Genomic DNA, 26,911 nt, shown 5'->3' with positions numbered 1-26,911 from the left:
ATTAGATCTTTCCTCACTTGATTATAAATCTCTTTCCGTCTATACTTCGGGGTGAATACAATGTGGTATTTGCACATCCATTTGGTGTGCGCTAGACTATAGTTCTTGTTTGCCATCTAAGACCTTTCCTTTCAATTGAGCCTGAACATCTCAATTCTATCGGAATGGTCTTGGTGGTCAAACCCTCGATCCCTCCACCCGCATAGCGGATGGTTTTTTGTTTCCCACGCTTCGCGTACTCAACTGGCTAAAGCCTAAATGAAAAAGACAGGCCGTCCGGGATGCCCGGGAACCTGTCCACACCTTTTTGACACTATCAGATTAACAGGATTACGTGACCTTGTCTTGTCCCTTTCCTGATCATTTTGTGACCTTCAATTGACCCTATTCCTCAGTATCGTCCGATGATTCCGCATCCGAATTCGCTTCTTTATCATCCACGAGTAAAATGGAAGCCTCTCCTCCTACAAAGCGGTAAATGTGACTGAGCAATCGTTTTCGCCGCTTATAGTACATGCGATGCGTAAAGCCCAGCTTTTCCATAACAAGCATGGAAGGCAGACGGCGCATGTAACGCTCCTCCACAAATTTCTGATCTTCCTCTTGCAAGGAGTGAATCGCGGCTTTCAGCACATTAATCTTCAGTTCCATTAAAGGGATTTCTACATTTTGCAATTGTAGCCGGCGGATTACCTCGTTTAATATTGCTTCGTTTTTCTGACCTTTGCCGTAGACCGGGACTAAATCGAATTTTTGCGTAAGCCCCGGGATACGTGACAACTGTTCCCGCATTGACTCCAACTGCGACTTCCAAACCGGCAAAACAAACAACCTTCAACGCGAGTGAGCGGTATCGACCGACTCTTTCCCCCCACCCCCGTTGCCGGATACGGTGACGGACTCTTCCATACCAGTCGTGACGCATCAATTGGGCGTAAAAGGCCGGCGAATAACCGATCCCACTCCGCTTTTCAGGCTTGTTTGATTGACTTTGTGCTGACAAATTCGGTTTATCCGTTTCGGGGAGAGAGACTTCCCTGAAAGACTGCCCCGCATTAACGACTTCGTGCTTCCCCATCATTTTTGCTCCCTTCAAATTCATGAATGGGCGCGCGCTTGACCTTATTGTACGGGGAAGGTCACGTTTCGGTAAGGCGACTCTTTCTGTACAACCTTTTTACAAAAGGTTCTATATTTTTCTGGAACCCCCATGGGGTATAAGTTGAAATTTCCCCACACCTTTACGCATGTATCTAGTTTGGCATAGATTTTTCCACCTGTTCTATATAATTTAAAAGAGGTGAATGATTAAGATCTTATTTTCGAGCAAAAAATGAGTAATGCAACAACATCAAGATCGAGGAAGTCAAGCCACAGAATGAATCCAACTGCTTTACAAACGAAGAGGAGAAAGTTGATGCCAAGTAAATGAGTCGACAGCCATCTTGTACCTTGACCGAATTACATTTCTGGGTAGAGGTACTAGTTATCTCAATAAGAATTTATCGCAGACTATCGTGAGTAGGCGTTAGGTTTATATAATGAGTAGTATATTTAAATCCTAATTGAACTAATAGTTCTCTGTAGACAGCGAAATTGCAGCAAACTTTCTCAACAGTTTTGGTTCGAGAACTTAAACAAATCAAGTTTCCTCCCAACTTCCTGTAACGCTTTAATAGTGAATATATATTTTCTCCCAAAGATTCTTTTCTTAAAAGATTAGTATTTAACTCTATACTTTTATAACTGTTAATAAGTTTTTTTAACAATTCATCTAGCAAATCTACTTTATAACTTCGAAAAGATTTTTTTCCAGAGTATATCCAATCAGCAAGAGGCTCAACTTGACAGACACTATTAAAATATTTCAAAAATCTCAAAGATTCAATTTCTCGTTGTAATTTTTCACTATCACTAAAATGTATAGGATTAATTGAAACTTTAATATAATCAAATTGATATAAATTGATAATTCTTAAAAATTCTTCAATATTTGAAAGATCAGATATTAATTCTATACCTTTAAAAAAATTAAGCTCACCATAATACATTAATTTTTGTTGATATAAAAAATTGTTTGATTCATTAAAGTTAATAAAAAACTCCTTAGATTTATTAATATTTTTATCTTCTAAAGTATGACAGAAAGTAAGCCCTTTCACCCCTTGTTTAATAGCAGTTGTACAAACTTCTTTAAAAAATAATTCCTCATTAATTATATTTGCATCTACATGTGAATCAATCATCGCGTCTATAACCCTCCAACTAGATTTGTCTTGTTTACCCACAATTAAATTACGAGTGATACTATCAAACACATTAAGTAATAAGTCTAAATTTCAAAAATAGCACTCTTTACAAAATATAAAATACGTTGCATACCGTTCATTATATTCCATTATTGTTATATAGCGGCTTTGGACTATTTTTGATTTTCCCCGCTTACACGGCGACACACTGTTGAGGGGGCTTCTTCGGTGGCTGCTAACCGCATCACAGCTTACTGCACAAAGACTAATCCTGCTGGCTTCATCCTTCCATGTTGAAATACTGATTCGGCATAGCCGTAAAGTCTTGCCAAAAGCTGGTGAAGAACTCCACTCGAGCCGCTATATCTAGAAACTGATGGGACTCCTTGTGGACAGTTGGAATAATAACTCTCCAAAATTTCACAAGGAAAATGAAGTAGTTTCCAGTGGGGAGAGGAACAAGTACCCTAGCGGGCTCCGTCTCCTTAGGGCACTGGTAGCTATAGTTTGATATGTTGATGCTCCAGCTTTTATACTCATCCTTTGGGTTTTCAAAATTGGGGTATTAAAACTTAGATAAAATATATCGATTATCTATAGAGTCAATCCTTTTTTGCCAAGTCGGTGACATAATTGTTTCAATATTTTCGTCATCAACTTTAATGTTGTGATACATACCACAGAGTGAGCATAGTGAGTTATACATTCCCATTAGGATTTCAATATTAATATCTTTTACATTTTTTATGGCAAAATCTAAATCAAATATTCTGGCTATAGAACCACCTATCGAACATGGATAAAAGCCAGAGAAATTCAATCCAATTCCACATTCTTCTGGAATCCAGCATCCTTTATAGTTATGGTTTTTATATGCATACATATCACAGGGTGCCACATGGCTTAGAGCAAATCCAGGAATAAAATTATCCACTTTTCCCGAATTCTCAACAATAACATCAGGATAACTTTGATTTATCTCGTCTAGCTTTTGTTGAGTATATTTTGTTGTCCCGTTAGATGTTACTCTAAGATCTAAATTTATGTTATGTTCAATTTTATAAGAATGCAGTAATTCTAGTATTTCGTCGAATTGAGGATGGATAGTGGGCTCCCCCCCAATAAGTTTAATTCTTTCCCAAGGATGTTTTGCCTCTAAACTTTGTTCGATAAATTTTTGTATTTGATCAACAGTCATATTATGTTCACGATTGTGAGGAGCAACCGAAATTCCACGATTGCAATTAAAGCATTTTAATGTACATAAGTAAGTAATATCAATTTCCAATCTATAAATATTTGGGATAAATTTATTCATTTTAATAAACCTCTCAATTTTTAATTAGGATCATTCTTTTGAAATAATTCATCGTTTATAGGCAAGCTTAATCACTTCAAAACCCATTATTTTACATAAACCTATTAACTCTATCACTATTTCAATTTCCAGTTTCCTTCTTACTCAATAGCTTTATGGCGTAGATATCTTTCTGCAGAATGTTTTCCTTCATTTGCTGATTTTGTTCTCGTTACTTCTTCCTAGTCCTGGTATGACGAGACCAACTGCTCTGAATTCGGCCGACATATCGATTTGACAAACCAAATTACTTCAACTAAGAATTCTCACATCATATCGCCAGAACATCTAGACCTTCTTTTCATCGGGTACATCCACCACTCTTTCTTAGTGACGGATGTGCCCAATTAGTCCAAGGGGCCTTCTTAGGAATTATTACTTTGTTTACTTTTACACATTACCATGACAAGATCTCATAGATATATTGATAATGCTTCTTTCAGATTCCTTATCGGCTTGTCGTATTGAAAGCAATAACGTTTGGCATTGTGGTACTTTTATCTCAACGCAATCCCATCAATACCAAATTCCTCAATAAGGGACTTTTAATTCAATTTGTTTGCGGAAGGTATCCCTGTTAGAGCTACGCGTTTTCTCAGCAGATCATGCGAACTGATCTGCGGTGTCGAAGCCGTAAATTTCGTCATTAATAACAGGAATACCAATCTAACAAATGAGTACAGTGAAAACCCAGGGTTTCTTCTCTCATACAATAGTCATCAAAAGAGATTGATGAATTCTGCCTGTCCAGCCAGGAGTTCTGCAAATTGTACTTCACGGACTTCATATGTTTGATGTTGTTCTGAAAGTCGTCTAGTTGCAACTGAGATCAAATATCCCGTCATGGGCTCAAACGTATAGTAATAAAATTCGTGGTCACACGCTTGTTCTTCGTGGAACGGGATTGAGAACGAGAGTGGTGGCAGGGAGAAGCCTTTCCCGACTGCCTTCATAACCGCTTCCTTACGAGTCCAAAGCTGATAGAAAGCATACAATTTTGTACTCACGTCACATTTAGCATTCACCCAGTCAATTTCCTCCGGAACATAAACGTACTTCATTAGGTCGAAATAATCATTAAGAGTTTTTTCTACGTCAATCCCCATCTCACCACTGGCGGACACTGCACATACGACCATCCCATCGGTATGTGAGAGGTTAAAGTAAGGCGGTCCTGACTGATTTTTCACAAATAGTTTCCCGAACTCGTTTTTGGAGAAGGAGATATCACTAGGTTGTACATGTAATAACTGACCCAAAGCCATTTTGGCAAGGCATCTCCCAACCAAAAATTCAACTTTTTTAAAATCAACTTTGTAACTAGCATAGATGGCAAGCTCTTCGTCATCCAACAAGTCTAAACGATCTTGAATTTGTGTCGATGACAATCCCGTCGGAATTTTTACCCAGTAAATAAACATGTTCTGTTCGACTGCAACCATCCCCCCTCCTACAAATCTAATACTATATTGTGTTACCGTTGCAGCCTGGACTCTCTTGCTGATATCGTTGGTTACCACTCATAGGCTCAGATCTAGTATTTGCCTTGCACTGTCAGGAACATTGTCAACCATCAACTCGAGCCATCTCAGCACGACTTCTGCGATCACCGATTGTCCGTAATCGCTATTCGTTAACACCACCAGTGCTTTTTTGCGCTTCGGCACGAAACCAATCCATGTCCGGAACCCTCGATTGTGCCCACTATGCCAAATGAGACGCGTGCTTTTCGGTAACGTCAGAATGTGGTATCCAAGTCCGTAAGGAATTGGACGCTCAACACGATTGTGCATCAGAGCAACCATATCTGGCCGCAACACTCCGCCGCCACCGTTCAGATTCGCCTGTGCGAAACGGATCAGATCATCAAGCGTTGTGTACAACCCTGCCGCAGCCTGTTGAGTATGCCAGAGGACCGGTAATTGTTGCCCAAAATAGTCGTGCCCTGTTGCAACGTCCTCTACCGACTCTTCGTACCCCAAGTGGAATGAGCTGTTTATCATCCCGAGCGGTTTAAGAATCTCTTCATACATGTAGTCAGCAAAGCTTTTTCCCGAAACTTTCTCGATCAGTATTTGCAAAAGACTATATCCAGCATTGGTATACCAGAATTCGCCCACAGGATGTGCGAATCGAACACTAGTCAATAGATCACCACTTCTTTCATAGGGGTGAATGCCAAAATCGTGGACAGCTGCCAGTCCCCCCGTATGTGAGAGGAGGTGCCGAACTGTGAGTCCTTCGTACACGGTATCTTCGAGATAAAGACGACCTGTTTCCACGAGTTTCATCACCCCCCACGCTGTCACTGGCTTAGACAAGGAGGCCACCTGGAAAAGGGTTTTAGTACTCACCGTTGCATCGCCCATTTTACGAAGTAAGCCGAAAGTATACCGTTCAATATCCGTTTCTGTTTCTAGGACTGCCATGGCAGCCCCTGGTGTACCAGATTCATTAAGAGCATTCACGCATGCTCGGGATAAAATGTTCATTTTAGGATCTCCCGTTTTTGGCGGATCAACTGTTTGAATTCATTGTCGAGTTCGTTATAGGCAGGGGAGCCAACCACGTGCTTATTAAGTTCACCTAGTACGAAGGACAAGCGAGTTTCGATGACAAGTAGTTGCTCCTCTTCCGCCTGACTATTTTTCGAGAGCATTTTCTCATCTGGTAGATTTCCTTCATTCAATTGGCGATTCATGTATTCGCTAAAGGTACCTGGTACCATTTTGAACTTTCCCTTTTCAAACACCAACAGCTGGTCGCACAACTTTTCCAACATATAGCGATCATGGGAAACGATCAACATCGTCCCATTGTAATCAGCTAGAGTATTCTCCAGTTGCTCACGGCTTTGCAGGTCAAGGTGGTTAGTCGGCTCGTCGAGGATCAGAAAGTTGTGTTCTGCTAAGATCATGCGACCAAACTTAAATCGGGTGCGTTCCCCTAAACTCCACTTCTCGATTTTCCGAGAAAGCTTTGCCTCGTCAAATCCCATGTTGTGCATGAGGATTCGCGCCTTGGATTGAGACTCTCCTTGAAAATGGGAGATCAGATTTAAACCCGTCGATTCTTCTGGCAAATCACTTACATCCTGCGAGAGATAGATAACCTCAGCTGTCGGGCTGATCCATAGTTTCCCTTCCGTCCAGCCTTCTTGGTCGAGCAGCATTCGGAGAAGGGTGGTCTTTCCACAGCCATTCGGACCGATTAACCCGATGCGATTTCCGCGCTGGATGGAAAAATTAGTGTTCCTGAAGAGCCATCGGTCCCCGTATTTCTTCCCTAACCCCTGCGCTTCAGCGAGACGCTTACCTCGCTTGGAAGCGTCGCCAAAGTCGAACAAAACTTTTTGTTCTTGCTTTGGCTTTTCTACCCCTTCCGTTTCCATGCGTTCCAGACGTTTGATCTTGTTTTTCACCTGTTTGTCAAGTTTCTTTACCTTAGCACGTTCATGTTCACGCAAACCGATTTGTCGATTCTCAGAAAGAGTACCTTGTTTACCTGCAAGTCTGTGTCCTGCCGCCGTCCAGGTTCTAAGTTGGGTTATTTCCTCTTGGACTTTTTCTATTTGTTTCTTTTGTGTCTGATAGAGGTGCAATTGAGATTGGTACTGACGCTCCTTCTCCTCACGATAGAACGTGTAGTTGCCCTCATAAGACTTGAGTTTACCGTTATCAAGTTCGATAATTCGATTGACCGTCTTGTCAAGGAAGTAACGATCATGCGAGATCACCAAGATCGTGCCCGGGAACGTTTCCATCCCTTTCGTCAGCCACTCGACCCCTTGAAAATCAAGATGGTTAGTCGGCTCGTCTAAAATTAGGATATCGGGATGACTGATCCATATATTAGCGAGCGCCAGTTTGGTACGCTCTCCGCCACTCAATCCATCAAACCGATCCTCCTGCCATTCTTTCACTTTGTTGAGACCAATAAAACTTGTCACTTCAAGGAACTCATCTACCTGTTCAGCCTTATAGCCGTCAAACAACATCGACTGAAAACTATTTGCCGTATAGGAACAAGATTGGAGCAGGTAGCCAATTTTGAGGTCCTTTTTCATGTGCATTATGCTACCGTCGTCTGACGGAAGATTCCCGGACAGAATGTTGGCAAGTGTAGTCTTACCTGCCCCGTTAACCCCAACTAATCCAATACGGTCTCGTGCTCCGATCTCTAAGGATACACCCGATAGAATCGCGCGCTCTCCGAAACTTTTATGAAGGTTACGAACTCTAAGGATTGTCAATGGTACCACCCTTTCCTTAAAAGTGGCACAAGGTGTTACGGAAAACTTCCGCACACCAATCCACCGTCTTATTTTTTAATTACATTGATGACGCGGAACTGCTGCACACCAGACTTCATATCATTGTAAATTCCAGACCCCGGTAAAGAAAGTGAATCTTTCATGCCTTCCATAAAACCTTGGTCCATTATCCCGTATACCGAGTAGTGATTTTCAGCAACTTCATCGCAGGACGCTAGGATATTCTCAGTGATGTCCTGGTTGCGTAAGATCTCAAAGCCCAACGAAATCAGGTATTGTTCGTACATTGGCCATTTATCGGTTGGCAACATGTCTCCATACATGAAGTGGCCTCCTGTCTTCAACACGCGGTATACACCATAATAAAATTTATGAATGTTAGGATAACCGTACGAAGATTCGCAGTTTAACACTGCATCGAATGTTTCGTTCTTGAACGGAAGGTCCTCCGCATCGCCGACAAGGAAGAACATATTGTTGGCTATATGACGAACATGGTCAAACTGCACAGATGCTTCGGTGAGGTCGAGTCCCACACATGAATGAGCTTTATAATCTTTGTTAACACCAGCCAAGTTGCCGCCACGTCCACAACCAACGTCGAGAACTATCTTATCCTTAAGATCGACTAGTCCAACTATCTCGAACAGAAGCTTGTGCGGGTTTTTATTCAGCATGGTATCATTTACTTCGTATTGAGCAAATTGCTCATTGTCTGTCACTTTATAACCCCAGTTCAGAAATGTAACAAATCGCGTCACGTTGTTAATATCAAGCGATTCTGCAACCGTTGTAATGTGCTTTTTAATCTCTTCTTTATCAGCATCACGAACATCGTTAAGAATAGTTAAGCCTTTTATGTCAATGGACTCTTCCATTAACATGATCGGCACTTCAGTACGAATGAGATATTTGAGACTGCATGGCTCACAGATCAAGTTATCGGCTTCAATCGTAAGCCCTTTATGGCATTTTGGACAAGCTAACAGATGAAAGAAATTCGTTTCTGCATTGTTTCCCCTCGCTTTTTAGTCGCTTAATTTATTGCGTTTTTCTATGTAATTTGCAATATCTTGTAGCGTTTGGAAGACTTCATAGTTCAAGTCCTCATCTTCGAATTCGAAATCGAATTGATTTTCGATCGCGACGACCAACTTGATGAAGCTAACTGAGTTGAGACCAATGCTAGTTAGATAATCTTCAATTTGAAGTTCATCGATTTGCTCTCCTAACTCCAATTCACATTTCATAATTTCTTTTATTTGTTCTGCAATAACGATTGTGTTTATCATGATTAAATACCTCCTATAAAAATATTCTCGAATTTGGTGTTAAACTACTATATAAATAGTATAATCTCTACCGCTCTAAAGTAAGGAATTTTTAGGAAAAATAATAAAATCCATTTTAATTTAACAAATCATCCAACTGATCGTCACTTAATGAGATCGTATCAAAATCACTCACGTCAAACATCGTTCCTTCTTTTCCACAACAGAAGCCGATGGCCTCACGCAAATGTTCAGCGAAATGATCCATGAACGATTCGATCGTAGCTTGATGGAAGCGTTGACGACTGTACGTAACGGTAATAGTTAGACTTTTGCCCTGAATAAACGCTAGCAGGTCCAGTAACGCAGTTGTATGATTGGTCGGGCATATGTCCGCACCGTGCTCCTCACTTGCGAATGTGAATGGCAGACTACTTAGTTGATTGTCGATCTCGCCTAGATAATTGAAGCGGACTCCACGTTGTAAACGAACCGGAAGTCGTTTCGCCATGTAGACTAGTGCACCATACCCTGCTCCTTTCAACGGAATATTACGTAGTTCGGTTTTTACAGTACGGATCTGTTGTTCCCAATCACTTCGGTGCACAGGAATGGCGACAGGGAACATTGTCGTGAACCAGCCTACTGTTCGAGTCACATCCACCCCCTCGACGATTGGGTCACGGCCATGCCCTTCCAATTCGAGTCGAACAAGGTCTCGATTGCTGTGTATGTGAATCGTTCTTACAAGCGCTGCAATCAGCAAATCCTGTGCCTGTGTTTGGAATGCTTCGTGAGCCCGAATCTGTAAAGCCTCTGTCTCCTCGGGGGTAAAAGTTCGAGTAATAGTCTCACAATCGGCCAACGAATTCCCTCCGTCCATTTCTGGGGGAAAATCAAGTTCGTCTGCTTTTACCCCCTCATTGAACATCCACATCTTTTCTTCTTTACGAGCGGCCGTTTCGCTGTATTTCATCAACCCTTCGGCCCATTGCTGCAACGAGTGTGTTTTCATTGGCAGAAGATTTTTTCCATCTAACAAAGTAGCAAGGTCTTCCAACAAGATCTGCCATGAGACTGCATCCACAACAAGATGATGGGCCGTAAGGAGCATGCGCTGTCCTGGAGAGCCTAGGTCGAACAAGGCGGAACGCAAGAGTGGCCCTTTCGTCAAACGGATCGAAGCTTTGCATGCCTGTGCAACTTTACGGAGATTGTCGTAAAGCTTCGGGGACCTGAGAGATGACAAATCGTGGGTTTCCATAAGCAATTCCTCCGGCATTTCCCCTTCTAGATAGGTTAACGCTTGCTTCTCTTCGTCATAGAACAAACGCAGTGAATCATGATGTTGAATCAGTTTTTTGATCGACTGCCGAAGTTGTTCTGGTGTAATATGTTGCTTTAGCTCCAACAGGATTGATTGATTCCAGTGATGTGGGTTTTCGAATTCTTGTGAGAAGAACCAAGACATAATTGGCGTCGGAGTAAGCGTTCCGCTTGCAAGAGTCTGCGGGTACAACGAGTGAGAACTATTTGTAGCAACAATCGCCAGTTCACGGATCACCGGATACGTGAGTACATCCTTTGTTTGTATCTGGATGTTAGCTTTACTAAGTTTATTGACGACTTGAATCGCCTTTACAGAATCTCCACCCAACTGATAAAAGTTATCGATTGCAGTCACCGTTTTAATCCCTAAGACGTCACGAATCGCTTGTATTACGATCTCTTCGACAGTCTCATCCAGCAGTGTAGACTGTTCATCGCTGATGGCCGTTTCAATTGGATCAGGCAATGCAGAGCGGTCAACTTTACCGTTCGCAGTCAGTGGTAGATATTCGAGAAGCACGAAATACGCCGGCACCATATAATCAGGCATTGTCTCAGTTAGATGCTTACGTAGCTCAAATGCACTCAAAACCTCCTCGAACGCAACCAAATAGGCGACGAGATGCTTTGTTCCATTTGCATCCGTGTAATCCAAAACAACGGCATCCGAAACAGATCTATGTTGTAGCAAACGGTGCTCGACCTCACCCAGTTCAATTCGGTAACCACGAATTTTCACTTGATAGTCCAGTCGCCCCAAATAGGTGACCTGACCAGATTTCATACGAATCGCGAGGTCCCCCGTCTTGTATAAACGACGTTCTGGTAAAAATGGATTTGGTAGAAAACGCTCAGCTGTCAGTTCCGGTTGGTTCAGATAACCGCGTGCCACACCGTCGCCCGAAATGTATAACTCTCCAGCTGTTCCAATCGGAACTGGCTGTCCATCGTTATCTAACAAATAGATCTGCGTGTTGGAGATTGGGTATCCGATTGGGACCGAAGCCCCTGTGTCCAGAGTTGCGTCGTAACGATGAATCATGCAACCAACAACTGTTTCTGTCGGACCGTATTCGTTGAAGAGCGTAACATTTCCTCCAGAGTTCTCAATAATCTCGCGAGCTACCTCCGTTTTCAGGTTTTCCCCACCAATAATCCAACGGCGAACCGAGCCTTTGAGGGAGTCCCGCCATCGGAGCAAAGCGAGATGCGCAGGTGTAGCTTTGACCACGGTAACCCGCCGCTCTTTCAAAATACGATCAAGAATGAATTCCCTGCCGTTTTCTGCATAAATCACCACTTCGCGACCTGCAACTAGTGGTGGAAAGATCGACGTTACGGTCAAATCAAACGATAGGGACGAGTACAAGGCGATCACATCATCTTCGTCTGGCAGATACGTTGCTTGCGCCCACCAGACGTAGTTTACAAGTCCACGATGCTCGATAACTGCTCCCTTAGGGAGACCAGTTGATCCGGAGGTATAAATAACATAGGCCGCATCAGAAAGTTCGTTCACCAGTTCCGGATTGGTCGTCTCCTCCGCAAGAGATACACTAAGTTCAAGAAGTTGCCCCGTGTAGGAAACTCCCGGTGAAAAAGTACGATCCGTAAGAACTACATGTACTCCGCTGTCATCCAAAATATGCTGGATTCGGTTGGCTGGGTAGCTTGGGTCAATCGGGACATAGGTCCCGCCCGTTTTGAGAATCCCTAGAAGCGCGATAATCATCTCAAGAGAATGCCCGAGATGGACACCAACCAAACTATTTCGTGTCACGCCTTGTTTTCGCAGATAGTGTGCAAGACGATTCGCCTTCACATTAAGTTCAGCGTAGGTCAGCGCATGATCATCAAAGGAAACCGCCTTTTTGTTTGGTGTTCGGGCTACTTGCTCTTCGATGAGCTGATGAACTGGGCGCTTCGGATAATCAATGCTCGTATCGTTGCGTTCATATATTTCACGAAAGTACTCCCTATCCGTGAGAAGAGACAAATTTTTAATTCGAGCGTCGCCATTGTCCGTGATCACTTTAATCAAATGACACAGACGGTCATAGAGCATCTCAATGTCTTCTTCGGTATGCTCGTCTGTTTTGTAGTCAAACTGTAATTCTAGTTCTCCATGCCATTCCTTGATTACGACTTGCAACGGATAGTACTGATTACCGCTATAGAACTCATCATGCATAAGCTTCCCTTCCGAAAACTCATGATCCATAAGCGTGTTGTAGTAATTAACCGAAAGCTGAAATAACCCATGAGACCCCTTCTTTGACAACTCCAAGTCTTGAACAAGCAAATCATAAGGATAGCGTTGATGAAAATAGGAACGAGTGAGTACAGCCCCCACTCGCTTCATCATAGCCCGAAGGCTCTCATCTGGATCGACTTGTAATCGGATCGGCATGGTGCTAGTAAACATGCCGAAGATATTCTTTTCTCTGACACCGGATCGATTCACAACCGGTGTTCCAAGGATCAGATCATCCTGTTGTGTGCTCTTGTGCAAATGGAGGAACAGTAAGGAGACAAAAAACGTATTGAGCGAAAATTTGTGCTCTTCTGCCCAGTTCCGTACCCGTTCAGCCATCTCCCTGCTTAGGTGAAATCGTTTTCGGCGCCCCGTAGGAAAAGACGAATTTTTTTTAAATGAAGTTTCCGGAAGGTCTGTAAATGCTTCATACCAGAACAGGCGGTCTTTCTCAAAACGATTGGATTGCAAATACTGTTGTTCTTTGGCGACGTAATCGAGATAGCTAGGCTTCTCTTCTACATCGACTGACTCTCCGGCAGAAAGTCGACTATAGATGTTCGCGACCTGTTCGCTAAGTAAATATATCGACCAACCGTCAGCGATCAGATGATGAAACTTCAAATAATAAGCGTGTTCCGTTTCATGAACAGTTATCAACGCGAAATCGAATAATGGATGTTCATAGAGGGGGAAAGGCTTTTGAAGTTCCTCCTGCACCCAAACATCTGCCGCGAAGTGTGGGTCGGATGCATCAGAAAAATCGAAGCGTCTCAACGATTTTTTTACATAAAGTTGCACATACTGCTGTACTTCGTTCCCCTCTTGATGTAACTGGAGTCTTATTCCTTCATTGTTCTCAATGAAGCGTTGGATAGCCTCCTCCAACAAGTCCAGATTTACATTTCCGTTGATGCGAATTAGTCCGCCGATAATGTTTAGAGAAGTGTCCGGATACAGGTTTTCGATGTACCAAATGCGCTTCTGGGCATGAGTCAGTGGGTAATAGGTCTGTGCGGTGAGTATCATAAGGGCATGTCTCTCCCTTCGGTTATCGTTACTTCAAAGATTCAGCGAACTGCATGTTGTGTAAACGGTTGTAGACACCTTGTTGCTTCAACAACTCTTGGTGGGTACCTTTTTCTACGATCTTGCCCTTCTCGACAACAAAGATGACGTCGGCGTGTTCAATCGTCTTTAGACGGTGAGCAATGGCTACGGTGGTGCGTCCCTTCATCAGGGTCTGAAGCGCTTCTTGGACGAGTTGTTCCGAAGCTGTATCAAGGGCGGAGGTAGCCTCGTCAAGCAATAAAATCGGGGCGTCGCGCAAAATGGCGCGGGCGATGGCGATACGCTGGCGTTGTCCACCTGAGAGACGAATACCGCGCTCCCCCACACGGGTTTCATATCCGTCAGACATACCCGAGATAAATTCGTGAGCATTCGCAAGTTTCGCTGCACGAACAACGTCGTCATGTGTGGCACCTGGACGCCCGTGGGCAATATTTTCTTTGATCGTACCTTCAAACAGGAATGCCTCCTGTTGTACGTATGCGATCTGTTCGCGCAACTCTTCCAACGTATAGTCAGAGAGTGGTCGTCCATTAATTGACAGGTTTCCAACTGTTGGTTTATAGAAGCCTAGTAACAGCTTGATCAATGTCGATTTACCACTGCCAGATGGACCAACGAGAGCCGCCACTTGACCTGGTCGGACGTCAAATATGAGCCCTTCCAAAACCTTTTTGTGACCGTCGTATGAGAAGTTGAGTCCTCTCAAAGCAATCATTTCGTCTCCGTCACCAGTACCAGGAACGTTGTAACGTTCTGGTTCTGATTCGGCATCGAGGATGTCATAGATGCGCTTAGAACCAGCCAGTGATCCTTGCAAGTTGGTGAAGAAGTTACCGAAGTTCAAAAAGAGAAACGCAACGCCATTTTGCAACGTAACGATACCCATAACCGTCCCGAAGTCGATCTGTCCACTCGTAGCCATGAACGACCCGACGACGAAGACACCGATCAAGCTAAAGATACTAAGCAGGTAGTTGATACCCTTAAGTTGACTGTCCAATCGAATTTTCTCAATATTATGTGCTACGATCGCTTCGTTCTTTTGCCCAAAGCGTTCCAGCACAAAACCAGAGATTTTAAACAATTTCAATAGACGGAATCCACCTAACATGTCCACCCATTGCACAGTCATATCAGACATCGATGCCTGCACTTTGTCGCCGATTTCACGAAGTGGTCCTGCGTATTTTGTGGTGACATAAGCCGAGGCAATACCCAGTATAACCATCAGCATCGATAGTCTCCAATCGAGTATGAACATCGCGATGGTCGAACCCGTCCCATATAAGAATGCTTCAACTAGAAGATACAGGTAATAACGATAAGCTTGTTCTACGCTGTTTACGTCGTTGGTAACCGTAGACATGAGGTCTCCACTGTGACGCTTCTCCAAGTACGAAACTGGAAGTTCTTGAATTTTTTTAAACAGACGAAGTTTTAGATGAGTCAGAGCACGATGAACGGCTAAGTCAAACAGGTACATGGCGATCGGACTGGTAATACAAGCGAGCATCAAGACGATAATAGTAAGCACAATGGCCGAAGTTAGCAATTTTTCGTCACCGCTAATTGCACCATTTAATAATCGTTCATTGATGAAGGCTAAGAGAATCATGTGTGCCGAGTAGATTCCCGCAATCAGAAACAAAGTGATTAAATAAGTCCAGAGTTGACGTTGCATCAGTGACATCATACGGAAGAATTCTGGGAAGTTCCAATTTTTAAACATACTTCAAATCCTCCTCATTCGCCAGAATATCATTCGATTGTCTCAGGTAGTACTGGCGGTAGAGTCCGTCTTGCTCCATCAATTCTTGATGTGTACCACGCTCAGCAATTCGCCCATGGTCAAGCATGAGAATCTCGTCTGCCATCTTAATTGTGGAGAGGCGGTGGGCGATGACCAGCGTTGCATGATCCTTCGAAAACACCTCAAGCGCTTGCTGGACTTGGGCTTCGGATTCGTTATCAAGTGCAGAAGTTGCTTCATCGAGCAAAAGAATGCTGGCTTTTTTCAACGCAACTCGCGCAATGGAAATACGCTGTTTCTGACCACCCGACAGAACAGTACCGCGCTCACCAACTTGAGTTTGAAACCCTTCTGGGAGATCTTGAATAAAAGAGTAGGCTCCTGCAATTTTCGAAGCCTCCACAATTTGATTAAAATCCGCATTGGGGTTACCCAAACGGATGTTGTCCTCAATTGTACCTGGGAACAAGAACGTGTCCTGTGTAACGACAGCAAACTGATCACGCAAGGCTTTCAAATTCCACTCCTTTAAATCGTGACCGTGAACACGAATCGTCCCCTTTTGTGGCTCATGGAAACTGAGCAATAAGTTCAAGATGGTGGATTTGCCACTACCGGAAGAACCAACTAGGGCAACTGTTTTGCCTTTGGTCAATGTAAAAGAGACTCCAGAGATGATGTTCTTGTCCTTTTCGTAACCGAAACTAACATCCTCAACCAGCACCAGATTTTTTTCTACTGGGGGAAAGACACGACCATCTGTACGCTCAGTCGGTGCTTCCAGAATGTCAGTGATCCGTGCAACAGCACCGGCGACCGAACGAGTGTTGGCTAACAGATCAGGAATCTGAATTGTTTGATTGACAAGCATACGCAACATTTGCAAGAAGGCTACCAATGCTCCAGCCCCTAACAACTCGCTAACAGCCAGATAACCGCCATAGATCGTACAAAGCACAATTGGCAATTCATACATCATAACGACTGACGGACGCATCAGTGATTCTTGCTTGGCAATCTTGAAGCCATTGCGCATCGCTTTGTAATAGAAACCTTCCACCTTTGCATACATCGGTTTTTGCAAATTATATGCCTTCGTGACGGAATTGCCCGCAATAGCTTCTTGCGCTACAGAATTCGCTTCTGCAAGCGCCCCGTAGTAGTTCGAAGACTGCTCTTGAATCGGCTTCGAGATCAGGTTGGCGATATACATCATGATTGGTGTAGCTGCAAAGCTAACCAAGGTCAATTTCCAGTTCAAGCTTCCCAAATAAATGAGGGCGATCACAACGATGATCGGTGCATAAATGAGATTGGTAAAGCGCTGGGAGATAAACGATTGAATAGCGCTAGCGTCATTGGTAACGCGTGAAACAAGGTCACCTGAGCGTTCGCTTTCGACATCAGACACTGGAAGTTCGCCCAATCGTGCAGCGAGGGCATTACGCATATCCCCCACCGCTTTTGTCCCAAATCGACCAGTAGCATATGTAAGAATATAGTTAGCACCAAATCCTGCCAATACCATGATCACAACGAGAACAACGATTATAGAAAGTCGCTGTGTTTCACTTGCTAGAGCATTATCAATCATTTGCTTGATCAGGTAGACACCAGCAAGATCACACATCGCAGCAATAACGGAGGCGGTAAAGGCCGCGATCACCCATCCCTTATAGGGGTGGATGAATTGGTATATGCCACTGATCGTTTTTCGTAATGTAGAACTCTTATTGTTTTGAGTCATGAATTCGGATCGACTCCTTTCAAAATAGGTGTTAGACGATCGAGTTGACTAGGAAGTGTCGCATCCGTTCAAGCAAGATTTGAATTTGTTGCACTTCGTATCTTGCTTTATCGTAAGTAAGCGTCAAAATAAAACGCTCACCTGGCTGAGCATACATTCTTAATGGTACGTTCAATTGACCTATGGACAGCAGGTCAGAAAAGGTGAGATCTCCACCCGATAACTCCTGCGAGATGTCCACGGGGTAGTTTAGATATACAAGCGTTCGTTCATAGACCGCTTGTTGTAGCACGTTGTAAGGTACACCTGTCCATTTGGCAATCTGATGTGGACTTACATGCTCGTATTTCATCATTTCTACCAGTTGGTCCTGTAGGCACTTGAACTGCTGATTCAGGTCCCTTTCGCCTCTGACTTGGATACGAACAGGCAAGGAATTCGTGAATAATCCAACCATCACGTCGAGTCCTTCGAGATTCGCCGTACGTCCTGAAGTAATCAGACTGACTAGCACATCGTCAGTGTCGGATTGCTCGGCTTGGCAGAGCGCCCAAGCTCCGATGGCAATCGTGCTAAGGGTCAGACCAAGTTCTTTCGCTCGAATGTTCAGTTGGTTAGTCTCCTCTTCTGTGAGCAGGAGTTCACGCTTTGCCGGAGAGACGGTTTGCTGTGTCTGCTGCTCTGCCGTACCAAGTTCCTTGAGAGTCGGTGTGTATCCACTGAAACATCTTTTCCAGTAGTCGCTCGCGAGCTCCGAATCTTGCTCATGAAGCCAACGGATATATGAGGAGAAAGGTGGTGCAGGAGGCAAGGAGATATTTCCCTCCCTACTATCAGCCCTTACCTTTGATTGGTAATAGCTAAGCACTTCTTTAAAGACTAAAGAAATAGCCCACCCGTCAATAAGTGAGTTTTGGAAACTCCATACGAAGTGATAAGCACTGTCAACCTTGATCATATGAATTCGCATTAACGGGAAATTACTCACTTTAAATCCTCTCTTACATTCGGAGTCTACAAACTCCTTATAAGCCGAGGTTTGTTCTTCTCTAGTTAGCTCCGTCCAATCATATTCTGTCCACGGTAGTTCCGCATTTTCATATACCAATTGAACAGGGTATTCAAGACGACGCCAACGGAACGTGGTACGCAAAATGGAATGACGGTTCATTGCCCATTGCCATGCCTCACGGAACTGGTCGATGTGTAGTTCTCCAACTACTCGGCAAGCGAACATGCCCGTGTCCAAACCGGTACCTGCTGAGAACAGATTATGCGTCAAAATCACTTGTTGCATCGGAGTCAAAGGATAAATCCCTCGAATGTTGGTATCTCCGCTAACCAAACGTTCTATCGTACTTTCCTCAAATGTGATCAGCGATGTGTCGAGCTCGTTGCCCGCACACACAGACTCCTTGGTCGTTTCATTCGTATGACCCACCTGTTGATATTCTATCGATTCCTTAATGCGCTCTGAGACCCCAGCCAGAGATGAGGATTCAAAAAAGCCTGCAATCGGTAGTCGCACACCAAACTCTTTTTGGATTTTTGAGATTACAATGATTGCTTTAAGCGAATCACCGCCAAGTTCTAGAAAATCATCCAGTCTTCCGATACGATCCAAGCCGAAGAATTGCTGCCAAAGACAAGACAATCGTTGCTCGACTTCATCAGCAGGTGCCACGTACTCTGTGCTCAAGTCTGGGCGGGCGTGAATATCTGCTGCAATTGTCACACCTGCTTGCAAGATATCGTCCGAGAGTTCTCCCTTGGGCACTTGAAGCTGTGGTCTTTCAATGGCTACAGCAATCTGAGCGACCGTGGTTTCAAGCAACTTAGCGAACGCCTTCTGACCTTCTACACGGGTAATGCCTCCCTCGAGTACTTCACCTGTTAATCGGCGATGCAACTCTTCAACGTTTCGTGCAATCCCGATACTACGCCAACGATCCCAGTTTACGGAGAGTGTCACGCCATTCTCACGAGCAGTCTTATAATGTGCAAATGCGTCGAGGAAAGCGTTGGCACCAGTATAGGCTACTTGTCCGAACCCACCTTGGACAGAAGCCATCGAGGAGCACAGCAGGAAAAAGTCCGGTTCCATTCCACTCAACACTTCATTCAGCAACAAGGTCCCACGAATTTTCGGAGCGAGAATGTTTTCGGTATTTTCAACGGTCCTTCGCTGGATCATCGCACCATCGGCAAGACCGGCTGCATGAATAACACCATGCAGGGTCGTGAAACGGGCTCGTACTTGTTCGATCGCCGTTTGTAGTTGTGCTTTATCCGTTAAATCGGCTTGCAGAACGAGCACCTCACTCCCCTTCGACTCCAATTGTCGCAGGGATTCTTGTTTTTCAACACTTGGAGCTGAACGCCCGATCAAGATGAGCTTAACGGGAGCAGCGCTCGCCAGTACCTCCGCAAAAGCTAAACCCATGTCACCCAATCCGCCGGTAATTAGGTAGACACCATTTTCTCGTACAGGTGGTAAAGAAGTTGAGCCTTTTCCCACGTGTACCTCTTCAAAAGTCTGTACCAGACGGTACCCCCCGCGATAGGCGACGATTTGGTCCGTACCTTCAGACCTCACTTCGTCGAGAATTTGATGAATTTGCTTCGCTTCCTGTTCTTGGGTTTCTGGGACACGGAGATCGATGGATATACAGTTTATATTCGAGTATTCAAGTGGAATTACCTTGACTGGACCCAGCAAAGTTGCCTTTTCCGGATCGCAGAGATCACCGCCTTGCACGTCTTGCATGAAGCTGCTGATTACCGACAGAGTGATTGGCGTTTCCACGCGATACTTGCCAAGCGCTTGTGTCAAGTAGAGCAAACTGTAAAAACCACGGGCCAGCAGACTTTCCATTCGCCTGACACTCGGTTCGATTTCATCCGGTCGATCATAGTTCCAGAGGTGTACAATACGATTCGGAAGCAGACCGTCTGCTTTCAAGTCCGCCACCAACTGCTCATACTGAACACTTTGCTCTGGGTTGAGGGTGAACGTATTGGATTCACGTTGAAACGTTACTCCAGATCGAATACGTACGACATGATGACCTTCCGCTCTCAAAGCTGTGATTAGGCGATCCCCGAATCCCAAATCATCTTCAAAGAACCACCATGTAGCCGGCGTTATATCAACTGCACCCTGTAGGGAGCGTTTCCAAGATGGGATATGATAGCGGACTGGCTTTTTGCCTGTCTCCACTGCCGTTGCATCCTCTCCGTTCAGACCCATGCGTGTGGCTTGCAGTACTTGGGTTGGGTGAGGAACGTTTGCTGGAAAATGTCGTTGTTCAAATGGGTAGGTTGGAAGTGCGATCCGAATCCGTCTTTCGCCATTGTAGAACGCCTTCCAATTTAATTTGACGCCATGCGCCCAGAGACCCGCAACTTTGTACAAAAAGTAGAAGTGATCCGACACCTCTCGCGCTGGAATCCGTATAAGATCGAAAACTTGTTGCGTTGAATCTGGCTTGAGGAAACGACGAGTCAACACGGATAGATCTCGACCTGGACCTACCTCGATAAACAGCGCGTTTGGCTGTTTCAACAATTCCTCTACACCATCGGCAAACCGTACCGTGTCGCGAATATGACGTACCCAATACTCAACCGACGTCGCTTCTTCAACCGTGATCCACCCGCTGCTGATGTCCGAGATATAAGGTAATTGCGGTTTGTGGAAAGTCACGCTACGCACGACTTTTTCGAATTCTCCCAAAATGCCATCCATCAATAGAGAATGTCCAGCTAGTGGGGAATTGACCCGCATGCACAGCAAGCGACGGTCTCTCATTTTCGTTTCGAATGCCTCGATTGCCTGTATAGAACCTGCAACAATACACGAATTTCCGTTGTCCACCGCCAGAGACACATCCGGGGTCAACAACGGTTGCAGTTCCTGCTCCCTCATTGGCACGCTTAACATCGAACCCGATGGCACAGATTGCATCAGTTTCCCACGCGTAATGATCAGTTTGAGCGCGTCGTCCAGGGAAAAGACGCCTGCGAGACAAGCTGCCGCATATTCCCCTAAGCTATATCCTATCATCGCCGATGGCTGCAATCCCCAGTACATTAGCAACTTGGCGAGGCTGTATTCGAAGGCAAAAATCAACGGTTGTGCATACTGCGTCTGGCTAAGCAGGCTTTTTGAAACTTCCGTCTCCTCTTTCACTGGATAGAGAATGCAGGCGAAGGTTTCACCCGTCAGCACTTGTAACTTATCTAAACACTCATTTAGATGATCTCGGAAAATAGGTTCCTGTTCGTAAAGTTCGCGTCCCATTTGTATGTACTGAGATCCTTGACCTGGGAACAAGAAGTACAAGGGACGCCGATCTTGAGAAACTGCCAAATGAGCACGGGCGCTTTGTTTACTTGGATTGACCAGCGATTCCAACTCGCGCACGGCTTCTTCTACAGACGATACAACCAAGCTACGACGATGCTTCATCTCCCGACGCCCAACTTTCAGCGTGTAGGCGATATCCGCAAGTGATACCTGCGAGTTGTGTTTGAAAAAGTTCAGTAGGTTCTCCGTTTGCTTCTCCAACGCCCTAGGTGTCATCGCGGACAGTATCAGGATCTGCTGAGAACGTTGAGAAGGGGCGCTCTCGACTTGTGGTGCTTGTTCTAAGATTACATGCACGTTCGTCCCGCCGATACCAAACGAACTGACCCCAGCCCGAAGCGGTTCACTCTCCTCTTTCCACTCGTTCAACCGAGCGTTTACAACAAACGTACCTTTCGCCAGGTCTGTACGTGGATTCTGTTTTTCAAAATGTAGGCTCGGCGGCAGATAACCATGTTGCAATGATAGGACCGTTTTAATAAAACCTGCCACCCCTGCAGCCGCATCTAGATGCCCGATGTTCGATTTAACCGAACCAATTTTAATACCAGGTCGTGCTTTCGTCCCAAATGCAACTTTTAACGCCTCCAATTCGATCGGATCACCCATCACAGTCCCCGTACCATGTGCTTCAATGTAGGAGATCGTTTCAGGTTCAACGCGAGCAATCCGGTGCGAAGCACGGATGACTTCTGCCTGTCCCTCAATACTTGGGGCCGTATACCCAACCTTGCGAACACCGTCATTGTTTGAAGCCGACCCTTTGATAACCGCATAGATCGTATCTCCATCAGCCAAAGCAGCCTTCAATGGCTTCAGCATGACAACGCCTACCCCCTCACCAGGGACCGACCCTTGAGCCGCTGCATCAAACGGGCGGCAATGTCCATCTGGAGACAAAATCATGCCTTCCGTGTATAGATATCCATCCTTCTGCGGCGTGCTAATGGAAACCCCACCAGCCAAAGCGATACGGCATTCCCCTGTAAGCAGCGCCCGGGATGCCATGTGAATGGCCGCAAGCGATGTCGAACAAGCCGTATTCACAGAAACACTAGGCCCCTGCAAATTGAGTTTGTAGGAGACCCGCGTATTCAGATAGTCGCGGTTGGCCAACTGTCCAACCGCAAACTGCTCGGTGCTTGACTCCATGCCGTTCATTGATGCCGTTATTTGCCAAAAGACATTCGGGGAAGCTCCCGAGTAGAGGCCGATCGCTCCCTCCAAGTCTGGGTTATATCCAGCATGTTCAATCGCTTCCCAAGCGACTTCATGAAAAATGCGAATCTGTGGATCCAAAAGGGCAGCCTCGCGTGGTGAGTATTCGAAAAATTGGTTGTCGAACCAATCCGCGCGTTCGAGAACTCCCTTGGCGGGGACGTAATCGGGGTGTTTGACCAACGACTCGTCTACGCCCGCCGCGAGCAATTCTTCTTCAGAGAAAAATGTGATCGATTCAACTCCGTTTTTTAAGTTGTTCCAAAACCCTGCCAAGTCAGAAGCACCCGGAAAACGGCAAGCCATACCGATAACGGCGATCTCAAGACCAGTACGAGCGGGTTCAACCTTCTTAGTCATGGTGTACCTCCCCAAACAAACTTAATGAAACGTCCAACATATCCAACTGTTCATCCGACAGTTCCCGTACCTTAATCCCTTCTTCCAAACGTAGATACTCCGCAAGCGAATGAATCGTCGGGTAATTGTACATCGTTAGGACAGGAATTGCTTTGGAGAACATCTCATTGACTCGGATGTTCACTTGAACCATGTTGTATGAATCGCCACCCAAGTCGAAAAAGCGATCGTTTACTCCGATTTTCTCCTCATCTATGCTAAGTACGGTGGCCCAGATCTTCCGGATTTCGACTTCTACATCGTTGGAAGGTGTGACATACTCGACCTTTGCTGTACCTGTCACGACTGGGATTGGTAGTGCTTTGATGTCTACTTTACCATTGGCTGTCAGTGGTAGGCTGGGCAGTTGCACAAAGTAGGTTGGCACCATATACGATGGCAACTCTAATGCTAACGTCACGCGAAGCCAATCCGCTTCGAGTTCATCTTTAGCGACAATGTAAGCACAGAGTTTTTCCTGCCCACTGCCTTCACGGATTGGCACCACAACGACGTCTTCGATCTTCGGTGCTTGGAAGTAGCCGATATCCTTTAGTACACGCTCAACATGGTTGGCTTCACCTTTGTAAGTGATTTCCTGCAAACCTTCTTCTCGGGTAATGATGCCAAATCGGATATCCCAAGACGATGGGGCTGCGTAGTTGTGATAACCCTCATTCATCAGATGGACATATATGCCGATATCATTGATACGACAGTTGGACGAGCAAAATCCTGTGTCCTTCGGCGGCACCCAACCTTGTTCATACAGATACTCACGAATCTGGTGAGTCGGTGTATTGTCATAACGAAAGAAGTCCACGAAGTACAACGATTCCACAAAATTTCCATCTAATTCCACATTGAGTGTCTTAGAGAAGATGTTGTCCCGGGTATGGAAGCCCTTGCGAAACAACAGCAGTTTCTCTTCGATCTCCTGCTCGTCAAAGATGCCGAGTTGGAATAGTCCCCATAGACGCATGTCAAAAATTTGACCACGCGATAAGCCGGAGATGATAACTTTGCATCCGGTTTCTTCAGCAAGTTGAGCCCCAAGTCCGTTGATCGCATTCCAACAGCCGTTACAAACGTTGCTAAACGTCTTCAGCGACTTCACGAAGACTGATTTCATCTGGCCCGCCGTTAGGACGCGGTGATCGACACCGAGTCGCTTCGTGATGTTTTTGATGTTGGTAAAGGCACCTTCGGAAATAAAACCGTTGTCGAAGGTAAACGTGAGCACCTTATATCCCATGTTCACCAAGCGGTATAGGACATAGGTGGAATCCTTGCCACCCGAGAAGAGCAACAGAACATCATAATCGGTACCTTTATTTGCATCGACGAGTTCGCGGAAGTCGTCCATCGTCTTGAAATACTTTTCCGTATGTGGTTGATACGTTTCATAGTCTCGGCAAGCGGAGCAGACACCATGGTCGTCAAACGTAATCTTTGGATAGTTAGAGGGCAACACGCAACGTGTGCAATAGGTCACCCCTTCCGGTTGTGCGTATTGCGTAATATCGTGAAAAACTGAGTCTTTAGGTATGTACCTTTCATGCAGATGTAGAAGCTGAGTCTCAATTTCACCGAGTTCAATACGGTAACCGTTAATTTTAACTTGGTTGTCTGCTCGGCCCAAATATTCTAGTTGCCCAGACGGCAAGAACCTGGCGAGATCGCCCGACCTGTAGACGCGTCCTTGAGGTAGAGTAACAAACCGTTCTGCCGTCAATTCAGGACGGTTGCGGTAGCCACGCGCCACGCCATCACCACCGATGAATATCTCGCCAACTACACCCACTGGCACGGGATTTCGATCCGCATCGAGCAGAAAAATGTCCGTGTTGTCAGCAGGAACACCGATCGGCACGGAATCACGTGTATCCGATGACTCGTCAAAGCGGTGAATCATACAACCGACGACCGTCTCGGTAGGACCGTACTCGTTATAGATTTTAATGTTCCCGCCAAAAGCCACGATCACTTCGCGGGCGAGGTCAGCTTTGAGGTCTTCTCCGCCCACAACCAGTCTCTTTACGGAGGAGTTCGACCAATCACGGTGCTTAATTAACTTCAAATGAGAAGGTGTTGCTTTCACAACACCTACACGATTATCTTCCAAGACTCGCTCCAAGAGTCGTTCTTTGTGTTCATCTTGGTAGACAATAACAGCATTGCCGGTCAGGAGCGGAGTGAAGATGGAAGTAACAGTGAGATCAAAGGCGATGGATGTGAACAGTGGAAAATCAACCTTTTCCCCTTGAACGTAATGTTTCGCAGCAAACATTACGTAGTTGACTGCTCCCTTATTCTCGATCAACACCCCTTTTGGTTTACCTGTGGTGCCCGAAGTATAAATAACGTACGCAAGGTTCGATGGTCCTGCGACAGGTGCAAGGTTGGTCTCGTCTTGCTCCGCATACACATCGAGGTCATCAATCAGCAACACACGCTCCGATTCGACACCTTCAAACAGTTCTGCTTGAGTTGTCAGCAAATGCTGTTGTGTTAAGATAACGACCGCTTGGCTATCTTCGAGCAAGAATTTTTTTCGTTCAATTGGGTTGTCTGGATCAATAGGCACATAAGCACCGCCTGCTTTTAATACAGCCAGCATGCCCACAATGGTATCTGCAGAGTTCTCAACGATCAGTGCGACAAGCGAGTCCGCACTGACACCGCGACTTTGCAACACGCGAGCAAGACGGTTGGCATTGGCATTCAATTCTCGGTAGGTCAGCGAGACATCACCCGCCACTACTGCTAGATTTTCATAATTATTTTCCACTTGTTGCTCAAAGAGTTGAGCAACAGTCTTGTCTGCAGGATACTCGGTTGTTTTCGCGTTGTAAGCAACTACCAGAGCCTCCTCTTCCGCTTGACTTAACAACGAAATAGTGGCGAGGTCTGCGTTCATATCGCCAAGCACTTTTTCCAGCAACGTGATGAAGTGGCTAATGATACGCTCGATACTTTCCTCTTGATAGCGGCTGTTATTGTACTCCACCGTCGCCTCTACAACACCGTTACGATGTATAAACACGAAATTCAGCACTGCCGGCAAACGATCAAGATGTTGTGGCAATTGGATGTTTTCCATCACCAGTGAGACCTCATACAAATGCGGGCAATTCAATTTTGTGAGCAGGACTTCCATCGGATATTCCTGATGCTCGACGGCTTCGAGCATCGTTGAGCGCACCTGCAGGAGCAGATCGCGGAACGAATTCCCCGTATCGATTCGTGTTCGAAGTGGCAAGGCCGTGTTCAGGAACTGACCGTCCGTCTCAGGACGGTAAATTGGAGTACCGACAACAAGGTCCCGCTCGCCGGTGTACTTCGCTAGCAACAAATTCAAAGCTGCGGCCAAAATGATATGCAAAGTGTGATCAGACCCTTTGGAAAGCACAGAGACCTTTTCGTACAGCGATCCGGTCAACTCAAAACGCAGACATCTAGTTTGATCTCCGTTCTGGAAAGCGTTATGGTCGGTTGGGAAAGCCGCAGCTGCGACTTCCCCCGATAATTTTTCGATCCAATACACTTCTTCACGAGTGTGTTGGTTGGCAGCCAATACAAGTTCACCGGACAAAACATGGTCGGACATGTGCTTTTCCT

The 26,911-nt window shown here is 45.3% G+C and carries 14 protein-coding genes; all 14 read right to left on the bottom strand.

Features of this window, described 5'->3' with window-relative positions:
* On the bottom strand, positions 1-116 hold a 116-nt coding region (locus tag C557_RS24580), incomplete at its 3' end, for a transposase (RefSeq protein ID WP_018753432.1).
* A 268-nt stretch (positions 117-384) separates the two neighbouring features.
* On the bottom strand, positions 385-822 hold the full coding sequence (locus C557_RS0118865) for a hypothetical protein (RefSeq protein ID WP_240472984.1): 438 nt from the start codon (positions 820-822) through the stop codon (positions 385-387).
* Positions 823-1,502: 680 nt separating this feature from the next.
* A complete protein-coding gene (locus C557_RS24265) occupies positions 1,503-2,246 on the bottom strand; it encodes a PHP domain-containing protein (protein ID WP_018753430.1) in 744 nt (247 codons plus the stop codon).
* A 568-nt stretch (positions 2,247-2,814) separates the two neighbouring features.
* Positions 2,815-3,567 (bottom strand): radical SAM protein, encoded by a 753-nt coding sequence (locus C557_RS0118855; protein WP_018753429.1) that lies wholly within the window; start codon positions 3,565-3,567, stop codon positions 2,815-2,817.
* 758 nt (positions 3,568-4,325) lie between these two features.
* A complete protein-coding gene (locus C557_RS0118850; protein WP_018753428.1) occupies positions 4,326-5,048 on the bottom strand; it encodes a 4'-phosphopantetheinyl transferase family protein in 723 nt (240 codons plus the stop codon).
* Positions 5,049-5,126: 78 nt separating this feature from the next.
* The gene (locus C557_RS0118845) at positions 5,127-6,098 is read right to left on the bottom strand and encodes a serine hydrolase domain-containing protein (protein ID WP_018753427.1); all 972 of its coding nucleotides are present in this window, start codon (positions 6,096-6,098) and stop codon (positions 5,127-5,129) included.
* Positions 6,095-7,867 carry a ribosomal protection-like ABC-F family protein gene (gene abc-f / locus C557_RS0118840; protein WP_240472985.1) on the bottom strand — a complete coding sequence of 591 codons (1,773 nt, stop codon included), beginning with the start codon at positions 7,865-7,867 and terminating at the stop codon, positions 6,095-6,097. The genes C557_RS0118845 and abc-f overlap by 4 nt, the downstream gene beginning before the upstream one ends.
* A 59-nt stretch (positions 7,868-7,926) precedes the next feature.
* Positions 7,927-8,763, bottom strand: a complete 837-nt coding sequence (locus tag C557_RS25290) for a class I SAM-dependent methyltransferase (RefSeq protein WP_018753425.1) — start codon at positions 8,761-8,763, stop codon at positions 7,927-7,929.
* Positions 8,764-8,907: 144 nt separating this feature from the next.
* A complete protein-coding gene (locus tag C557_RS0118830; protein WP_018753424.1) occupies positions 8,908-9,171 on the bottom strand; it encodes a phosphopantetheine-binding protein in 264 nt (87 codons plus the stop codon).
* Between the two features lie 115 nt (positions 9,172-9,286).
* The gene (locus tag C557_RS0118825) at positions 9,287-13,762 is read right to left on the bottom strand and encodes a non-ribosomal peptide synthetase (protein ID WP_018753423.1); all 4,476 of its coding nucleotides are present in this window, start codon (positions 13,760-13,762) and stop codon (positions 9,287-9,289) included.
* A gap of 28 nt (positions 13,763-13,790) precedes the next feature.
* Positions 13,791-15,536: an ABC transporter ATP-binding protein gene (locus C557_RS0118820; RefSeq protein WP_018753422.1), complete on the bottom strand. Its 1,746-nt coding sequence runs from the start codon at positions 15,534-15,536 to the stop codon at positions 13,791-13,793.
* On the bottom strand, positions 15,529-17,304 hold the full coding sequence (locus tag C557_RS23805; protein ID WP_018753421.1) for an ABC transporter ATP-binding protein: 1,776 nt from the start codon (positions 17,302-17,304) through the stop codon (positions 15,529-15,531). The genes C557_RS0118820 and C557_RS23805 overlap by 8 nt, the downstream gene beginning before the upstream one ends.
* A gap of 31 nt (positions 17,305-17,335) precedes the next feature.
* The gene (locus C557_RS23800; protein WP_018753420.1) at positions 17,336-23,251 is read right to left on the bottom strand and encodes a type I polyketide synthase; all 5,916 of its coding nucleotides are present in this window, start codon (positions 23,249-23,251) and stop codon (positions 17,336-17,338) included.
* Positions 23,244-26,900 carry a non-ribosomal peptide synthetase gene (locus C557_RS24260; RefSeq protein ID WP_018753419.1) on the bottom strand — a complete coding sequence of 1,219 codons (3,657 nt, stop codon included), beginning with the start codon at positions 26,898-26,900 and terminating at the stop codon, positions 23,244-23,246. Before C557_RS24260 ends, C557_RS23800 begins: the two co-directional genes overlap by 8 nt.
* Positions 26,901-26,911 lie beyond the last annotated feature (11 nt).

The organism is Paenibacillus sanguinis 2301083 = DSM 16941, assembly GCF_000374825.1.
In the GTDB taxonomy this organism is placed as follows: domain Bacteria; phylum Bacillota; class Bacilli; order Paenibacillales; family Paenibacillaceae; genus Fontibacillus; species Fontibacillus sanguinis.
Note: the sequence above shows the minus strand (reverse complement) of the source record. Positions and strands in the feature narration are given on the sequence as shown.